The sequence below is a fragment of the Halochromatium glycolicum genome (assembly GCF_016584085.1).
Taxonomy (GTDB): Bacteria; Pseudomonadota; Gammaproteobacteria; order Chromatiales; family Chromatiaceae; genus Lamprobacter; species Lamprobacter glycolicus.
The window spans coordinates 1-16,327 of sequence record NZ_NRSJ01000052.1 but is presented as its reverse complement, the minus strand read 5'-3'; the positions used below and the strand labels follow the sequence as shown (position 1 = coordinate 16,327).

Below are 16,327 nucleotides of genomic sequence, written 5' to 3'. Positions count from 1 at the left end.
TGTTCGCGTGCTCGACAGCATGCGGCCGAGCCTGTTTGAGGTGCATCCGTGCTCTGTGAATCGTCGGTCATTTGGCTTCCCAGAATGGGCTAGGTTGCCCACACCGGAGCCAATCAGCATTGGCAAGCGGTCACTGATCGCCATTCCGCCTGCTCGCCGGACAAAAAGCGCTGCGGGATTCTGTACCCGTGGGCGCCTCCTGTCCGGCAGTCACTTCGACTGACGAGAGCGGCCCTGTCCAGCCGCTCGGCGCGGGATTGTGCCGACCGGGATCGCGACCCCCTCATCGGTCTGCTGCTGCGGTGGGGTCTTGACGCCGGCCGGCATCCAGGCATGGCCATAGACGACCTCCCAGGTCGACGGCAGACGCCCGTCGCGGCGCTCCTGTTCATAGGCCTGTTCCATTGCGCTCAGCGTCGCGCGGCCGGTCATCGCGCGCGCGCGCGCCTGCAGCGCATTACGGCCGCCGATCGCCTTGAGATCGCGCATCAGCTCGGTCACGGTCGAATAGGTCATCGTGACCCGTTCGGCATCCATCACCGGATCGGCGAAACCGGCCCGCACCAGCGCATCGCCGATGTCGTGCATATCGAGGAACGGGCTGACATGGGGATGGGCGCCGCCGTCGGCCGCGGCCCAGGCCCGGCGCAGTTCGATCAGCGTATCGGGTCCGAAGGTGGTGAACATCAGCAGGCCCTCGGGCCGCAGCACCCGCCGCATCTCGGCGAAGGCGGCCGCCAGATCGCCTGCCCACTGCAAGGTGGCGTTGGAGACGATCAGGTCGACCGAGTCATCGGCCAGCGGCAGCGACTCGAGGTCGGCGCATACCGGTTTGGGCCGATTCAACCAGGTGCCGCGACGGCGCGCGCGCTGCAGCATGGCCTCGGCGAGATCGAGCGCGATGACGCGCGCACGGCGCCAGCGGCGCGCTAGGTCGTCGAGCCCATGACCGGTGCCGCAGCCGAGATCAAGCACGGTCTTGGGTGTTAGACGGACGTAGTCCAAGCGCTCGAGCATGCGCGTGCCGATCTCGCGCTGCAAGACCGCGGCCTGATCGTAGCTCGCTGCGGCGCGCTCGAATGCGCGTCGGGCGGCCCGTTTATCGATCGGGATGGGACTGATTGCGCTCATTCGAGGCTCCCGTTCAGGAATGCGGTGATCGCGGCGGCGGTCTCGTCCCCATGCGAGAGCAGCGGCGCATGACCGGCACCAGCGATGGTCTGACACTGGGCACCGGGCATCAGCAGCGCGATGCGCTCGGCGACGGCCGGCGGCACCAGCGTATCGCGCGCGCCGAACAGCCAGAGCGTCGGCGGCCGGATGTCGGCGAGCCGGCCGCGCAGGTCCGTCTCGCGCAGCAGATCGAGGCCGGTCTGCAGCGCATCGGGTTGCGGCAAGGGGCGTTCCGCGATGCCGGCGCGCAGGCGTCTGAGCGTCTCGCGCTCGTCATCGCTGCCGCGCACCTGCAGCGCGAGGAAGCGTTGCAGGGTCTTGGCCGGATCATCGATCAGGCCGCCATGGAACTGCTCGAAGGTGGCCTCGGGCATCGCCGCCCGCCAATCGGCGGACTGCACGAAGCGCGGCGTCGCGGCGACCAGGATCAAGGCACCGATGCGCCCCGGGTTGTACCCAGGGTTGCGCCCAGCCCTGTGCTCAGCCCTATTGTGCCCAAGTCCGTGGTGCCCAAGTCCATGGTGCCCGGGTCCGTGCTCGGACTGGCGCTCGCGCGTGAGCGCGTCGGCCTGGAGTGCCGCCTGCAGCGCGACCAGGCCGCCGAGCGACCAGCCGAGCCAGACGGCCTGCTCGGGCGCCTGCGCCAAGACGGCGTCGGCCCAGTTCGGCAGATCGCGCCAGTTTGGCTCGAACCCGGCGCCGCCATGGCCGGGGAGCTCGATCGGATGCAGCCGGTAGCGGCTGCCGAGCGCGCTAGGCAGCGCGTCCCAGACGCCGTTGCTCATGCCCCAGCCGTGCAGCAGGAAAAGATCGGTCGGGTGTGTGATTGGCGTCGACATGGGCGGTGACTCGTTCTTCCTGTGCGGCAGGAGAGCTATTGGTCTGGGTGGTGGCGCTTTAAGGGATGCCTGCGCGGAGCCGATGCCAGGCAGCGCCCGGCGGGGGACGCCGTGAATCCAATCCCTGGAGGCTCGAGCACAGCATCCCTGCTGTGCACGCCCCCGCCAGGCGCCGCCTGACATCGGCTGCAGCCGCCCAGACACGTTGACCGGCTCCGTGGCTGTTCAGATATCGGTTCTCAATATGGGGTGGCCATAGTGAAGCCGCGGGTCGCGGCAGCGGCGTGCACCGCATGCCGAACACCTGCTCAGCCCTGGTTGGCATCACTGAACCGACCGCTCGACGGGCACCTGGGTCATGCATCAACAGGCTCTTGACCTTGTTTCGCCGCTCCGGCCCGCGGGAGATGCGCCAGGGTCTCGAGCAAACGGTCGACATCCGCCTCCTGGTGCTCGGCGGAGAAGGTGATGCGCAGCCGTGACGAGCCGGCCGGTACCGTCGGCGGGCGGATCGCGGTGACCAGGATGCCGTTGGCCTCGAGGAACCGACTCCAGGCGAGCGCGGTGTCGGCATCCCCGGCGATCAGCGGCTGGATCGGCGTCGGCGAATCGACGAGCGTCAGCCCGATGCGCTCGGCCCCGGCGCGGAAGTGCCGAATCAGCGCTTGCAGCCGCTCGCGGCGCCAGGTCTCCTGCTCGGTCAGCTCGAGCGCCGCCAACGTCGCCTGAGCGACGGCGGGCGGCAGCGCGGTGGTGTAGATGTAACTCCGGGCGCGCTGGATCAAGAGCTCGATCAGGGGCGCGCTGCCGGCGACGAAGGCGCCGAAGGTGCCGAGCGCCTTGCCGAGGGTGCCGACCAGGATCGGCACCTGATCCTGCCCCGCCCTACCCTGGAGCCCGTAGTGCTCCAGCGTGCCGCGCCCGCTCGCGCCGAGCACGCCGATCCCGTGCGCGTCGTCGACCATCAGCCGTGCGCCGGCGGTCCGGGCAGCTTCGGCCAGCTCCGGCAGCGGCGCGAGATCGCCGTCCATGCTGAAGACCCCGTCGGTGACCACGAGACTGGCGCTGCCGCGGGCGTCGTCGAGCAGCGAACGCAGCCGGCCCGTGTCGGCATGGGGATAGCGGCGCAGCCGGGCCTCGCTGAGGCGCGCGCCATCGACCAACGAGGCATGATTGAGCCGATCGGCCAAGACCTGCTCGCCGCGGCCGCTCAGCGCCGAGATGACACCGAGGTTGGCCATGTAGCCGGTCGAGCACAACAGCGCCCGGTCACGGCCGACGAACTGTGCCAGCGCCGCCTCGAGCTGGTGATGGGCCGCGCTATGGCCACTGATCAGGTGCGAGGCGCCGCTGCCGACGCCGTTGCGCCGGGCGCCGTCGCGCAATGCCTCGATGACGCGCGGATGCGCCGCGAGCCCCAAGTAATCATTGCTGCAGAATGCGAGCAACTCGCGGCCGTCGATGCGCGGCCGCACCCCTTGCGGCCCGTCGAGCACGCGGCGCCGGCGATACAGCCCGGCCTCCTCGAGGCGCGCGAGCTCGCGATCGATCTCAATCATCACTCGCCCGCGCATCAGTCGCCCGCGGCCAGTTCAGCCTTGCTCGGAACCGGTCACCGAGCGGCCCGCGATGATCTGCGGCCGCCTCCTCGAGGACTGTCGCGGTGCCACCCCGGACGATGCCTTGCGCGTGATTCACGGTCATGATCATGACGGTGCGCCACCCCGGACGATGAGTCCGGCATGATTCATGCTCACGATCATGAGGGTGCGCCATCCCGGAGAATGAAAGGCCCGCTGCCGTTGTTGCACGCCAAGAGACCGGAAGCTGCACGGAACCAACTTGAGCACTGTGGGCTCGGTCGATGTCGTCATGCCGGCCCTTGAGCAGACCGACTGGTTTCCTGCCGCGCGCTCAACGCCGCATCCCTGTCGAGCGACTTATGGCAAGCACCCGGATGGTCCCGACCCTCGAGCTCGGCCGCCTCCGGCTGCAGGCCGAGACGCGCGAACAACTGCTGGTCGCGATCGGCCTCGGCATTGTCGGTGGTCAGCAGCCGATCGCCGTAGAACACCGAGTTGGCGCCGGCGAAGAAGCAGAGCGCCTGCAATTCGTCCGGCATCTGGGCGCGCCCGGCCGAGAGCCGCACGTAAGAGGCCGGCATCATCCGGCGGGCGGCGGCGATCGTGCGCACCAGCTCGAACGGATCGAGCGCCTCGGTGCCGAACAGCGGGGTGCCCTCGACCTGCACCAGCAGGTTGATCGGCACCGATTCGGGATGCGCTGGCAGGTTGGCGAGCTGGCACAGCATCGAGGCGCGATCGCGGCGCGATTCGCCCATCCCGAGGATGCCGCCGCTGCAGGTCTTCAGGCCCGCCTCGCGCACGTACTCCAGGGTCTGCAGCCGGTCCTGATAGGTCCGGGTGCTGATGACCTGGCCGTAGAACTCGGGCGAGGTGTCGAGGTTGTGGTTGTAGTAATCGAGGCCGGCAGCGCGCAGCCGCTGCGCCTGCTCGCGCTCGAGCATGCCGAGGGTGACACAGGTCTCGAGCCCCAGCGCTTTGACGCCGCGCACCATCGCGATGACCTGATCCAGGTTCTTGTCGGTCGGGTTGCGCCAGGCCGCGCCCATGCAGAAGCGGCCCGCGCCGTCCTGCTTCGCCGCCTCGGCCGCCTCCAGCACCTCATCGAGCGGCAACAGGCGCTCGCGCTCGAGCCCGGTCTCGTGATGGGCGCTCTGTGAGCAGTAGCCGCAGTCCTCCGGGCAGGCGCCGGTCTTGATGCTGAGCAGGGTGCTGACCTGGATGCGATTCGGATCGAAATGCCCGCGATGGGCCGATTGCGCCGCGAACAGCAGATCGTTGAGCGGTTGCTCCAGCAGTGCGGTGGCCTCGTCGATGGACCAGTCGTGACGGATCGGCGTCTGCTCGGCCGACGCGGTGCTCTGGCGCTGTGAACTTGGCAACATGGCAGATTTCCGGGAACGAGATTCGTGATGCACAGCACCGCCAGCCGCGACGATGCGAGGGGCTAGCCTAACCGCCGTTTCCGCGCTGTCAACCAAATCCCGCCTTTCGGGTTGACAGCGCCCCGACCGAAGCCGACTCGTGCGAGACAGTTGAAATCCCGAGACCGACTTTCGCTGCCCGCATTGGTCGCGAGGTAGGAGCCCGCTTGCGGGCGATCTTCGCCGCCGCGAGCACGGGGTGGTCACTCGCAAGCGCCTACAGCGCTGAGAGCTGAGGGCTGAGAGCCAGATGGCAGAAAAGGGGTCTCGGAATTTCTGACGCGATGCACTAGGCTTTACAGGCCGAGTCCATCGGTGCTGACTTTTCCGGCGCTTTCTGTCCGGCGATCAGGCGGAATGGCTATAGGGCTTCTAAGACAGCTGGTTCCAACCGAAGCACGCTTTTTGCGCACGCTGATGACGCGAGCGGCAGCGCTGCTCTACCCGCCAACCTGCGTACTCTGTGGCGCGCCAGGCGATGCCGGACTGGACCTCTGCCAGGGCTGTCGCGCCGATATGCCGATACTGGGCGCGTGCTGCGCTCGCTGCGCGATCCCGCTCGCCCGCTCGCTGAGCACACCGACGGCTGAGCCGACCAAGCCTGATGAGCCGAACCGGCCGGGAACGAGTCTGGAGCGGAAGCCAGGGCCGTCTCCGCCGCAGCACAAGCCCGAACTCCCCGAGCATCGAATCGGCGCCCATGGCCGGATCGCAGGCGACGGCCTGTGCAGGTCATGCCAGCGCCAGCCGCCGCCGTACAGACGTTGCACCGCTGTCTATCGCTACGAGGACCCGCTGCCTGCTCTGGTCGCGGGCATGAAGTTTCGCGCGCGCTTGAACCTGGTTCGCCTGCTAGGCGAACTGCTCGCGGAGGAATTGCTCGCTAGTGCCGAAGCGCCCGATTGGACCTGGCCTGATGCGATCGTCCCAGTGCCGCTGCATCCTCAGCGTCTCCGTCAGCGGGGATACAATCAAGCCTTGGAGCTGGCACGTATCATTGGTCGCCGGCTCGCGCTGCCGGTCAATATCACCTGCTGTCGACGCATCCGTTCAACGCAAGCCCAGTCCGCGCTCGAGGAGCGCCAGCGGCTTACGAACATTCGGGGAGCATTCGCGATCACAGCGCCGTTGCCGCGACATGTCGCCATCCTCGACGATGTCGTCACCACTGGCGCCACTGTCTCCGAGCTTGCCCGCCTGCTGGGCCGCAACGGCTGCGAGCAGGTCGACGTCTGGGCGCTGGCGCGCACCCCTTGAGGCCATTGCGCCGCCGCCTGACGTGACCCGTCCCTAAGAAGCCCCAACAGCATCCGCTCTACGGCCTATCGTTCAGCAGCTTGTTTAGGCGAGCCGGGAATCTTGATAGGGCGATCTCAAGGACGATGACGAGTACCGGGCCGCGCAAGCAGCTTGTTTAGGCTAGCCGGGCATCTTGATAGGGCGTCTCAACGCGAGGCGGCATTCTGCTTCAGCCGTGGCAGATCAACGGGCCACGGCGCGCGCGAGATCCCAGACATCCGGCGAGTGGTAGAGGCGCGCGAGCTGAAGCTCCCGCTCGAGCTCGACCTCACGCGGCAGGTGGTCACCAAAGCGCGTGAATAGCTCCTCCTGCTCGACGGTCTCCTGACGCGCAACCTCCTTGTCGATATTCATGATGTGGAAGAACTGCTCCGGCGTGAAATCGAGGCCCTCCCAGGTCAGGTCCTCCCAGCCGGGCAGCCAGCCAAGCGGGCTTTCGATCGCACCGACCTTGCCATCGCAGCGATCGACCACCCACTTGAGCACGCGCATGTTGTCGCCGAAGCCGGGCCAGATGAACTTGCCGTGCTCGTCCTTGCGGAACCAGTTGACCCGGAAGATGCGCGGCGGGGTCGCGACATGGCAGCGGCCGATGCGCAGCCAGTGCTTCCAGTAGTCGGCCATGTTGTAACCGCAGAACGGCAACATCGCCATCGGATCGCGGCGCATCTGAGCCTGACCGATCGACGCCGCGGTGCCCTCCGACCCCATTGTCGCCGCCATATAGACGCCGTGCTCCCAGTTGTAGCTCTGGAACGCGAGCGGGAAGTTCTTGCTGACCCGGCCGCCGAACAGAAAGGCGCTGATCGGCACACCTTCCGGGTTCTCCCACTCCGGATCGATCGACGGACACTGACTCGCCAGCGCGGTAAAGCGCGAGTTCGGATGCGCCGCCGGCCGACCGCAGCCAGGGGTCCAGTCGTTGCCCTGCCAGTCGATCAGGTGCTCGGGCGGCTCCTTGGTCAGCCCTTCCCACCAGACATCGCCATCGTCGGTCAACGCGGTGTTGGTGAAGATCGCATTGCTCTTCAGCGACGCGATCGCGTTCGGGTTCGAGCTCTCGTTGGTGCCGGGTGCGACACCGAAGAAGCCATACTCGGGGTTGATCGCGTAGAAACGCCCATCCTCGGGATTCGGTTTGATCCAGGCGATATCATCGCCGACCGTGGTGACCTCCCAGCCCTCGAACCCCTTGGGCGGGATCAGCATCGCGAAGTTGGTCTTGCCGCAGGCGCTCGGGAAGGCGCCGGCGACATAGTGTTTATTGCCCTCGGGCGACTTCACGCCCAGGATCAGCATGTGCTCGGCGAGCCAGCCCTCATCGCGCGCCATCACCGATGCGATCCGCAGCGCAAAGCACTTCTTGCCGAGCAGCGCATTGCCGCCATAGCCGCTGCCGAAAGACCAGATCTCCCTGGTCTCCGGGAAGTGGGTGATGTACTTGTCCTCGACATTTGCCGCACAAGGCCAAGGCACGTCTTCCTCGCCGGGCGCCAAGGGCGCACCGACCGAGTGCATGCACGGCACGAAGTCGCCGTCGGGGCCGAGCGCGTCGAGCGCGGCCTGGCCCATCCGGGTCATGATGCGCTGGTTGGTCACGACATAGGCCGAGTCGGTGATCTCGATACCGATGTGCGCGATCGGTGAGCCGATCGGCCCCATGCTGAACGGGATGATGTACATGGTCCGCCCCTGCATGCAGCCGTCGAACCGCTCACGCAGGATCGCCCGCATCTCGTTCGGGTCCATCCAGTTGTTGGTTGGGCCGGCATCCTCCTTACGCTCGGAGCAGATGAAGGTGCGGTTCTCGACGCGGGCAACATCGCTCGGATGCGACCGTGCCAGATAACTGTTCGGCCGCTTCTCAGGATTCAGTCGGACATAGGCGCCGCTCTGCACCATCTCCTCGCACAAGCGGTCATATTCCTCCTGGCTACCGTCGCACCAGTAGATACGGTCCGGCTTGCAGAGGGTCGCCATCTCATCAACCCAGCTCAGCAGCGTGGCGTTGCTGGTTCGTGTCGCGCCATCGTGAGTGGTGGTCATACTGGAGGAGCTCCCGATTTGGTGACCTGAAGGATTTGGAGATTCGGTCGCGGCGACCTGCTTGCTTATCGGCTCCCGCACCCGACAATCCGGTTCGGTTGCCCGCGCTGTGACGCTTGGCTGTGACGCTTGGCTATGACGCTTGGATAAGGGTCGAAGCAAGCTTTACACCAGCTTCAGCGGCAGAAACGCTGCGCTATGCGGGGTGACGTCTTAGAGGCGCTCGCGAAACGACCGCTTGACTCGCGCAAGCTCCTGATCTACCTCGCCGCAGGGGCCATTCTTTGACTCTGAATCACACGGGGATTCATCATCCAGAGTGGCGCCGTGCCATGAGCCTGAAGGCCCGTTAGCAGGCTGCGAGCGCCGTCGCCAGACCGGCTTGGGGCAGCATGCAGGTGCAGAGTCGATGACAGCCGCTAACGGAACGCACGCAGATCGGCGAGGCAAAGCGCGAGCGAGTGCCGCCAATCCGGCAGCGCCAAGCCGAAGGTTCGGCGAAAATGACCGGTATCAAGCACCGAGTAGGCGGGACGCTGCGCGGGCGCCGGATACTCGCTGGTCGGGATCGGATTCAGCCGGCAGTCGCTTCCCGTCGCCTCGCGAATCGCCTCGGCGAAGCCGTACCACGAGGTCGCCCCGCCTGCGGTCACATGATAAAGGCCCTTCACCTGCTCGATATCGAGATCGCCATGCAGCAGCCGATAGCTGATCTGAGCCGTCACCTCGGCCAGCATGCGGCTCCAGGTCGGCGTCCCGATCTGGTCTTCGACGATACGCAGCTCGCTCCGCTCGCGGAACAGGTTCAGCATCGTCAGAAGGAAGTTGCTGCCCCTGACGCCGTAGACCCAGGCCGTGCGAAAGACCAGTGCCGGTGCAGCCGACTCGAGCAGCGCCCGCTCGCCAGCCAACTTGGTCCGACCGTAGACGCTCTTCGGCTCGGCGGGATCATCCTCTCGATAAGGGTGATCAGTCACCCCGGAGAACACGAAGTCGGTCGAGTAATGGATCACCGGAACGCGCGGCGCTTCGCAGAGCTCAGCGATGATCCCCAAGGCATCGCCGTTGATCGCTTGAGCGAGCTCGGGCTCGCTCTCGGCCTTGTCAACGGCCGTATAGGCCGCCGCGTTGATCACGACATCGGGCGCTGTCTCATTGAACAGTCGCCGCAGCGAGGCCGCATCAGTGAGATCGACCGCCGGTCCGTCCTGCCCGGCCAGCGAGGCGGCGATCACCTGCCCCACTGGAGCGAGGGTTCGACGCAGCTCCCAGCCAACCTGACCGTCGGCACCGATGAGCAGGATACGAGGATTATCAATCATGGATTGCAGCAACTCGTCCGATCCGACAGATTCTGGGGTGGTACACCATCATCGATGTCGGCAGAACTGATTCAGAAGGGGATGTCGTCATCGAAATCGTCAGGGGCTGCCGGCGGCGGCCCGGATTGACTAGCCGGCTGGCTGGAGCCGCCAGCCGCAGGCGCACGGCCAAAGTCCGCATCGCCGCCGCCACCACCGCCACCACCGCGGCTATCGAGCATCTGCATCGTGCCGTTGATATCCACGATGATCTCGGTCGTATACCGGTCCTGGCCATCTTGTCCCTGCCACTTACGGGTCCGCAGCTTGCCTTCGATGTAGACCTTCGAGCCCTTGCGCAGATACTGCCCTGCGATCTCGCCGAGCTTGCCGAAGAGCGCCACGCGATGCCACTCGGTGCGCTCCTGCTGTTCGCCGGTCGTCTTGTCGCGCCAGGACTCGCTGGTCGCCAAGCGCAGGTTCGCGACCGCGCTGCCGCTTGGCATGTAGCGCACCTCAGGATCGGCACCCAGATTACCAATCAGGATGACCTTATTGACGCCGCCACTTGCCATCACCCAACTCCTCGATCAGGGTCGATTATGATCCGAGCCGCGGCCGTACAAGCGGTCGGCGCACTGGCCCGTAGTCGATGCGGCCTCAAGCGCGCCGCGATGTGGTCAATGGTGCCCAAAGGAGCGCTGGATTGTCCACAATTCGGGGGATCGTTCTTTACGATACTGACTCAATGCGCGGCACCGCTTGCACTCGTGAGCCGGCCGGCACAGTCGATTGTGCTAGCATGCGTCGGAACTGGGATGCGATCCTGGCTGGATAACCTTGCTCGCGTGGGGGATAGTTGACGCAGTTGAAACATCGGTTGCTGATCTTCTTCCTGAGCGTCTGCACCGCTCTCGTAGTAGCCGGCTGCGCGTCGCAACCATCACGGCTGCCTCAAGCGAGCGCTAGCGAGGCAGAGATCGTCCTCCCCGGGGGAGGGATCGAGCACGCTCGACTGCTGGCTATGGGCATGGCCCAGAGCAAAGGCTGGCGAATCGCTGAAGCTGAGGCCGAGCATCTGCTGCTTGAGCGCAACCTTTCTGCGAATGCACCGCAGGCCCGGCTCCTCAGCGGAGAGGGCGCTACAGCTGAGCCGAAGCTACAGGTCGAGACGCACTTCAGCAAGCATCGTGACGGCGTCCGCGTAAGCTTACGCTCGTATGTCATCACAAACCCAGGCACCGACGCTGCGCAGCGGATTGACTACACGGCCGATTATCAAGACGAGCTACTCATATCACTGAACGCACTTGCGTCGGCTTGGCTAGCGAATCGAGAACGGATCGCGTCCAAGATACCGATCCCGCCCGATCCTGACAGCGCCGTGCAAACGGGATCAGGTACGACAGCCTATGCTGAGGACCCTTCCCAGCCGACTACAGCCACCGAAGACCGAGTTGGCCCGGGAGACGAGCGGCCCCCTACCTCGACGACCACAGCGGCAGCCGCGGCTGCCGCAAGCCCACCGCGCGAGCCGCTCGCAATCCCACGCTCGACGACCTCGACCGCGTATGCGGCCGATTCAGCGCTTGCAAGCAACGACGCCACCGAGCCCGCCGAGAACCAAATGCTGGCACTCGACCAGCAGCGCCGACGCGGCATCTGGGCCTTCTATGCCGAGGCCTCGGCGCGTGAGCGCGGCTGCGCCGTCTCGGAACGCGGCGCAGTCCTGCTCGATACCACCCCGCCATTCGAGCTGCACGAGGTTCAGTGCGACAATGGCGAGAATCTGCTGCTGCAATGCCAAGGCGGCATCTGCCGACAGGCGAATTGAACCTAGGCCGGCGCTACTCGCACCATCGCTCGGAAACACCTGGCAAGGCTGGGCTGCCGCCCCGATCGCAGTCATTCGCGGGGCGCAGACCGTTGCTCATGCTCGCCTTGCTGCTTAGCCTCATCGGAAATCTGGGTGCCCAGCCGAAAACCGTCCCAGTGACGCACTTGGATGGGGCCACCGTCGCGCGCGCGAAGGCGTTAGCCCTTGACGCAGCTCTGCTCAAAGGCTGGCGGCTTGCTGCCAGCGGCCGTAACTTCGTAACCCTCGAGACGCCGTTGGATCGGCCGGCAACGGATGGCCCGGCCGATGCCCGTGCTGGCGAGCCTACCCTCCTGCGGATTGATGCTCGCTTCAGCCGCGTCGCCCGTGGTGCCGAAGTCGAGCTCCGCGCCGAAGAGGTCTGGCGGGCTGATACAACCCGCGCCTGGTCGGCCGATATCACTGACCGCTACCGCGAGCACCTCAAGCGGTCGCTGCAGTCGCTGAGCGACCAGTGGCAGCGTTTCATCGCATCGAGGATACCCCATCAGCCGGAAGCGACCCACGAGGCCGACTCAGAAACCGAGATTCCTTTGCACCGGCTCAATGCGGAGCGCCCGCAGGCAGCCAAAGCCGGAGCACCGCAACCGCATCCACCGGACGGCGCAGCAGAGCAGAAGACATCGTCCAGATCAGCAGCGGGTAGTCCCCAAACCGAGCCACGCCTTGGTGTTTGGGCATTCGAGGCCGAGCGGCTGGCTCTTGCGCACGGGTGCAGACTGACCGAAAGCGGGGCAGTGCTCATCGCCGAGGATGCAGGCACCGAGGTCCATCGCGTCAGCTGCGTGAAGCGCCGTGAGATACGCGTGCGCTGCGACCGCACCAAATGCTGGACCGCACGCTGAGTGGTCGGTGCAGCAACTTGCGGCATGGCAGATCTCGCAAGCATGCCAAATACCGGGTCATAGTCCGGCCCTGAGGATTAGGGTCTGGATCATCCTCGTTGGCTGAATGACTGCTGCGACCCGCCATGAAGAGTGCCGTAACTCCGAGCCCAGCGAGGAGCAAGAGCGAGATCGCGATCAAAACACCAAGCAGCTGCATGCGATGGCCTCCACTTCCCCTGATAGGACTAGTCAAGCTTGCGTCTTGTCATGGGAGCAAAGATGCCATTTGTCGAAAGATGACGCCATCTGGACCCGGAGAGATACCAAGGTGCTTACCCCATGACGAATCGATCCGTTTTGGCACCCTTACTGTTCTCACTCTTTGTTGTCGGTTGCAGCGACGCTCCGAACTCAGAGCAACAAGCCGAAGAGTTGCTCAGCGTCGCCGAGCGGGGCGACCTGTCGGCCATAGACCGACTGCTCGGGGAACGCGTCGATGCCAACGTCCGCAACAGCTGCGATTGGACCCCACTGATGAAGGCGGCCGTCAACGGCCATCTGGCCGCCGTCGAGCGGCTTCTGGCGGCAGGCGCCGAGGTCGATGCGATCGACCAGGGTGGCTATACGGCACTGCTGTTGGCAGCATCCAACAACCATCCGGCAATCATCGAACGGCTGTTCGAGCAGGGCGCAATGATTGACGCACAAGAGCAGACGCAGGGCTATACACCGTTGATCTGGGCCGCGCATCGCGGCCACCGGGAAGCGGTCGAGGTGCTGCTGGCACAGGGCGCTGACACCACATTGCCGGATTTCGAGGGGAAAACGGCAGCGGACCATGCCCGCGAGCAGGGGCATGAGGCGATCGCAGCGCTGCTGCAGTAACGGCCCTTGCACAGGCTCAGCATTGGCGAGCCGAATCATCCTCCACGCTCGGCACCGAAGGGCGTTACCAGCGTCGAAGGGGCAGCTCGATATTGACGGTGACCTGATGTCGCGCATCGTAGCATGATGTGACGAACGATCAGCGCAGCCTGGTCCGCGGGCTTGGCAGCCGCGCAAACGTCCTTATCTCCGGCGCCAAGCGAGAATCCATTAAGAGACCAGCCGAGATGACCCGAAAAGCCCGCATCGAAGAGACCCTGAGCAGCACGCTGAGCCCGCTACACCTCGAGGTGATCGACGAGAGCCACATGCATAATGTGCCGGAAGGGGCTGAGTCGCACTTCAAGGTGCTCGCGGTCAGCGAGGCGTTCGACGGCGAGAAACCGATCCAGCGCCATCGGCGCATCAACGGCGCCTTGCGCGACGAGTTCGCCGGCGGCCTGCACGCGCTCGCAATCCATGCCTGGACGCCGCAGGAATGGTTCGACAAGGGCGGCGGCGCCGCGCCGGCCTCGCCGGAGTGTCTCGGCGGCTCAAAAGCCGCAGGCTAAGGTTGTTTGGTTACCGGTTGCGCGAGCGTGACCGAGGCCGATGATCTCCCGCTGGTGCTGGCCGGCCCGATCCTGCGGCGGCTGCTGCCGGAGCGGATCACGCTCTGGCTCGCGACGCGGACCCCCTGCCGCATCGCGCTGACGCTCGCATGGGAGGGCCAGGACGCGCCACAACGCTGGACGCTCGCGCCCGACAACACAGCCGTTTGCCACCTGCCGGCCGGCGAGCACCTGCATTATCTGCTGATCGATCTACCGCTCGATCACCCGCTGCCACGGGATCGCTGGATCGGCTACGAGCTCGCGGTGCAGCCGCTGGCGCCGAAGGACGCGCCTTGGAGCCCCTGGCAGGATTGGGCGCCCGACCTCGCCTACCCCGGCCAGCGCAGGCCCGGCTTCCGGCTGCCGAGCCGGATCAGCGCCCTGCTCCACGGCTCCTGCCGCAAACCGCACCACGACGAGGGCGACGGGCTCGTGCAGGCGGACCGGCTGCTGCGTGAACGGCTGGCGATCAGCACGGGCCGCGTCGCAACCGGCAGCGTCATGACCAGCAGCGCCGAGCCGGAGAGGGCTAAAACGGACAGGGATAAGGCGGACAGGGCCGCGACCGCTCGCAGCGCGCCGGCCGACCGCAACGCCGACGACGCCCCGCCGTCCTGGCCGTCGATGCTGGTGCTGACCGGCGACCAGATCTACGCCGACGATGTCGCAGGCCCGATGCTCTGGGCGATCCATCAGCTGATCGTCCGGCTCGGGCTGCCGGTGGAGCCACTCGCAGGCGAGACCCGGCTCGCCGATAGCAATCGGCTCTATGCACATCCAAACAGCTACTACCGGCGTGAGCGCCTGCTACCAAGGCACGCCCACAGCGAGTCGGTGCTGAAGCTGCTGTTCGGCGGCGTCGAGAAGCCGGTGTTCACGACCGCCAACGCCCACAATCACCTGATCACGCTGGGCGAGGTGCTGGCGATGTATCTGCTGGTGTGGTCGCCGGCGGTCTGGTCCGGCATCCGCCTCGACCCGCCGGACAAGCTGAACCGGCGCTCGCGGCGGCTCTACGCGAGCGAGCGCCCGCAGATCGAGGCCTTCATCGCCGATCTGCCGGCGGTGCGGCGCGTGCTCGCGCATCTGCCGGTGGCGATGATCTTCGATGATCACGACATCACCGACGACTGGAACCTGAGCCGGGAATGGGAGGAGATGGCCTATGGCCACCCGTTCTCGCGCCGCATCATCGGCAATGCGTTGATCGGCTATCTGATCAACCAGGGCTGGGGCAACCGGCCCGAGGCCTTCGATGATGTGCTGCTCGACTCGGTGCGCCGCGCGCTCGCGCAGCCCGGCCAGACCGCGCACGACGACTGCATCGAGCGCCTGCATCGGTTCGACCAATGGCACTTCCAATGGCCGACCGAGCCGCCGCTGGTGGTGATGGATTCACGCACCCACCGCTGGCGCTCCGAGATCAGTGCTCGGCAGCCGTCGGGGCTGATGGATTGGGAGGCGCTCACCGATCTGCAGCAGGCGCTGTTCGGTCATCCGGCCGTGCTGCTGGTCTCGCCGGCGCCGATCTTCGGCGTCAAGCTAATCGAGGCGATCCAGCGGGTGTTCACCTGGCTCGGCAAACCGCTGCTGGTCGACGCCGAGAACTGGATGGCACATCCAGGTGCCGCCCAGGTGATCCTGAACATCTTTCGCCATCCGAAGACGCCCGAGCACTTCGTCGTGCTCTCGGGCGATGTCCATTACTCGTTCGTCTACGATATCGAGCTGCGCGGGCACGAGCGCGGCCCGGACATCTGGCAGATCTGCAGCAGCGGTCTGCGAAACGCCTTCCCGGACCGGCTGCTGGCGGTGCTCGACCGTCTCAACCGCTGGCTCTATTCGCCGAACTCGCCGCTGAACTGGCTGACCCGGCGGCGGCGGATGCGGGTCATCCCGCGCAAGCCCGAGGGCTCAGCCCCCGGCCGGCGGTTGCTCAACGGCAGCGGGGTGGGCGTGGTCGAGCTGGACCCGGACGGCCTGCCCTGGCGCATCCGCCAGCTGATGGCCGACGGCCGTTTCCTGACCTTCACCCGGCGCGAGGCCGAGTCGCGCTGGCGCTAAGAAGCTGTCCATCAACTTCTTCCCGATTTACGAGCCAGCGTTGGGCGATCATCGGGAAGTAGAAAACGGACAGCCACTAAGCGCGGCCCCTGCCGGCCAAGCCGGCGCGGCGGCATTCCGAGAGGCGCCGACTCCCGCGCCTGCGTCCAGCAGCCGAGCCTCGTCGATCGACGCAGGGCATCCTGTCCCCGCGCAGCGGGCGCCGAGCTGGGCCTTAAGGGCTGGCCGCCACCTCGCTTGAGCAACATCGCGAACCTCAGGCGGACGCTGTATGCTGACGGTCACCGTCGTTAGGCGATTGCCGGAAAAGCTCGTACCGAATTGCGCAGGATTGTCGTTTGCCTTCGAGGAGCGTCGCCGGGAGCATAGCCGGGCTATGTGACCGGCGGCGCGACGAAGAAGGCGAGCGAAAAGACC

General features: G+C 66.0%; 13 protein-coding genes. 6 read left to right on the top strand and 7 right to left on the bottom strand.

Annotation, left to right across the window (positions count from 1 at the left end; translation table 11 throughout):
- Nucleotides 1-210 precede the first annotated feature (210 nt).
- The 4 genes from bioC to bioB all read right to left on the bottom strand — a co-directional run bounded on the left by bioC (nucleotide 211) and on the right by bioB (nucleotide 4,980).
- On the bottom strand, nucleotides 211-1,131 hold the full coding sequence (bioC, locus tag CKO40_RS20375; RefSeq protein WP_200348290.1) for a malonyl-ACP O-methyltransferase BioC: 921 nt from the start codon (nucleotides 1,129-1,131) through the stop codon (nucleotides 211-213).
- Entirely contained in the window at nucleotides 1,128-2,012 is an 885-nt protein-coding gene (locus tag CKO40_RS20370) for an alpha/beta fold hydrolase (RefSeq protein WP_200348289.1), read from the bottom strand. Before CKO40_RS20370 ends, bioC begins: the two co-directional genes overlap by 4 nt.
- 356 nt (nucleotides 2,013-2,368) lie before the next feature.
- The gene (bioF, locus tag CKO40_RS20365; RefSeq protein ID WP_242477212.1) at nucleotides 2,369-3,571 is read right to left on the bottom strand and encodes an 8-amino-7-oxononanoate synthase; all 1,203 of its coding nucleotides are present in this window, start codon (nucleotides 3,569-3,571) and stop codon (nucleotides 2,369-2,371) included.
- Nucleotides 3,572-3,882: 311 nt separating this feature from the next.
- A complete protein-coding gene (gene bioB / locus CKO40_RS20360; RefSeq protein ID WP_200348287.1) occupies nucleotides 3,883-4,980 on the bottom strand; it encodes a biotin synthase BioB in 1,098 nt (365 codons plus the stop codon).
- 456 nt (nucleotides 4,981-5,436) lie between these two features.
- Here bioB and CKO40_RS24605 point away from each other — a divergent pair, with 456 nt between their 5' ends.
- Nucleotides 5,437-6,276 carry a ComF family protein gene (locus CKO40_RS24605; RefSeq protein ID WP_242477211.1) on the top strand — a complete coding sequence of 280 codons (840 nt, stop codon included), beginning with the start codon at nucleotides 5,437-5,439 and terminating at the stop codon, nucleotides 6,274-6,276.
- A 225-nt stretch (nucleotides 6,277-6,501) separates the two neighbouring features.
- Here CKO40_RS24605 and CKO40_RS20350 read toward each other — a convergent pair whose 3' ends face one another.
- From CKO40_RS20350 to ssb, 3 genes are all read right to left on the bottom strand, one after another.
- Nucleotides 6,502-8,364 (bottom strand): phosphoenolpyruvate carboxykinase (GTP), encoded by a 1,863-nt coding sequence (locus CKO40_RS20350; protein WP_200348286.1) that lies wholly within the window; start codon nucleotides 8,362-8,364, stop codon nucleotides 6,502-6,504.
- A gap of 419 nt (nucleotides 8,365-8,783) precedes the next feature.
- Nucleotides 8,784-9,686 carry a dTDP-4-dehydrorhamnose reductase gene (rfbD, locus tag CKO40_RS20345; RefSeq protein WP_200348285.1) on the bottom strand — a complete coding sequence of 301 codons (903 nt, stop codon included), beginning with the start codon at nucleotides 9,684-9,686 and terminating at the stop codon, nucleotides 8,784-8,786.
- Nucleotides 9,687-9,757: 71 nt separating this feature from the next.
- Nucleotides 9,758-10,240: a single-stranded DNA-binding protein gene (gene ssb / locus CKO40_RS20340; protein WP_200348284.1), complete on the bottom strand. Its 483-nt coding sequence runs from the start codon at nucleotides 10,238-10,240 to the stop codon at nucleotides 9,758-9,760.
- 1,052 nt (nucleotides 10,241-11,292) lie between these two features.
- Between ssb and CKO40_RS20335 the strand changes: the two genes are divergently transcribed.
- From CKO40_RS20335 to CKO40_RS20315, 5 genes are all read left to right on the top strand, one after another.
- Entirely contained in the window at nucleotides 11,293-11,499 is a 207-nt protein-coding gene (locus CKO40_RS20335) for a hypothetical protein (protein ID WP_200348283.1), read from the top strand.
- A 158-nt stretch (nucleotides 11,500-11,657) separates the two neighbouring features.
- Nucleotides 11,658-12,386: a hypothetical protein gene (locus CKO40_RS20330; RefSeq protein ID WP_200348282.1), complete on the top strand. Its 729-nt coding sequence runs from the start codon at nucleotides 11,658-11,660 to the stop codon at nucleotides 12,384-12,386.
- 321 nt (nucleotides 12,387-12,707) lie between these two features.
- On the top strand, nucleotides 12,708-13,253 hold the full coding sequence (locus CKO40_RS20325) for an ankyrin repeat domain-containing protein (protein ID WP_200348281.1): 546 nt from the start codon (nucleotides 12,708-12,710) through the stop codon (nucleotides 13,251-13,253).
- A 227-nt stretch (nucleotides 13,254-13,480) separates the two neighbouring features.
- A complete protein-coding gene (locus CKO40_RS20320; RefSeq protein ID WP_200348280.1) occupies nucleotides 13,481-13,804 on the top strand; it encodes a BolA family protein in 324 nt (107 codons plus the stop codon).
- 27 nt (nucleotides 13,805-13,831) lie between these two features.
- Entirely contained in the window at nucleotides 13,832-15,910 is a 2,079-nt protein-coding gene (locus tag CKO40_RS20315; RefSeq protein ID WP_200348279.1) for a metallophosphoesterase family protein, read from the top strand.
- Nucleotides 15,911-16,327 lie beyond the last annotated feature (417 nt).

Bases quoted from the DNA above. Each gene is read 5' to 3' on its own strand.
- bioC (WP_200348290.1), bottom strand. From the start codon at position 1,131: ATGAGCGCAATCAGTCCCATCCCGATCGATAAACGGGCCGCCCGACGC.
- CKO40_RS20370 (WP_200348289.1), bottom strand. From the start codon at position 2,012: ATGTCGACGCCAATCACACACCCGACCGATCTTTTCCTGCTGCACGGC.
- bioF (WP_242477212.1), bottom strand. From the start codon at position 3,571: ATGATTGAGATCGATCGCGAGCTCGCGCGCCTCGAGGAGGCCGGGCTG.
- bioB (WP_200348287.1), bottom strand. From the start codon at position 4,980: ATGTTGCCAAGTTCACAGCGCCAGAGCACCGCGTCGGCCGAGCAGACG.
- CKO40_RS24605 (WP_242477211.1), top strand. From the start codon at position 5,437: ATGACGCGAGCGGCAGCGCTGCTCTACCCGCCAACCTGCGTACTCTGT.
- CKO40_RS20350 (WP_200348286.1), bottom strand. From the start codon at position 8,364: ATGACCACCACTCACGATGGCGCGACACGAACCAGCAACGCCACGCTG.
- rfbD (WP_200348285.1), bottom strand. From the start codon at position 9,686: ATGATTGATAATCCTCGTATCCTGCTCATCGGTGCCGACGGTCAGGTT.
- ssb (WP_200348284.1), bottom strand. From the start codon at position 10,240: ATGGCAAGTGGCGGCGTCAATAAGGTCATCCTGATTGGTAATCTGGGT.
- CKO40_RS20335 (WP_200348283.1), top strand. From the start codon at position 11,293: ATGCTGGCACTCGACCAGCAGCGCCGACGCGGCATCTGGGCCTTCTAT.
- CKO40_RS20325 (WP_200348281.1), top strand. From the start codon at position 12,708: ATGACGAATCGATCCGTTTTGGCACCCTTACTGTTCTCACTCTTTGTT.
- CKO40_RS20320 (WP_200348280.1), top strand. From the start codon at position 13,481: ATGACCCGAAAAGCCCGCATCGAAGAGACCCTGAGCAGCACGCTGAGC.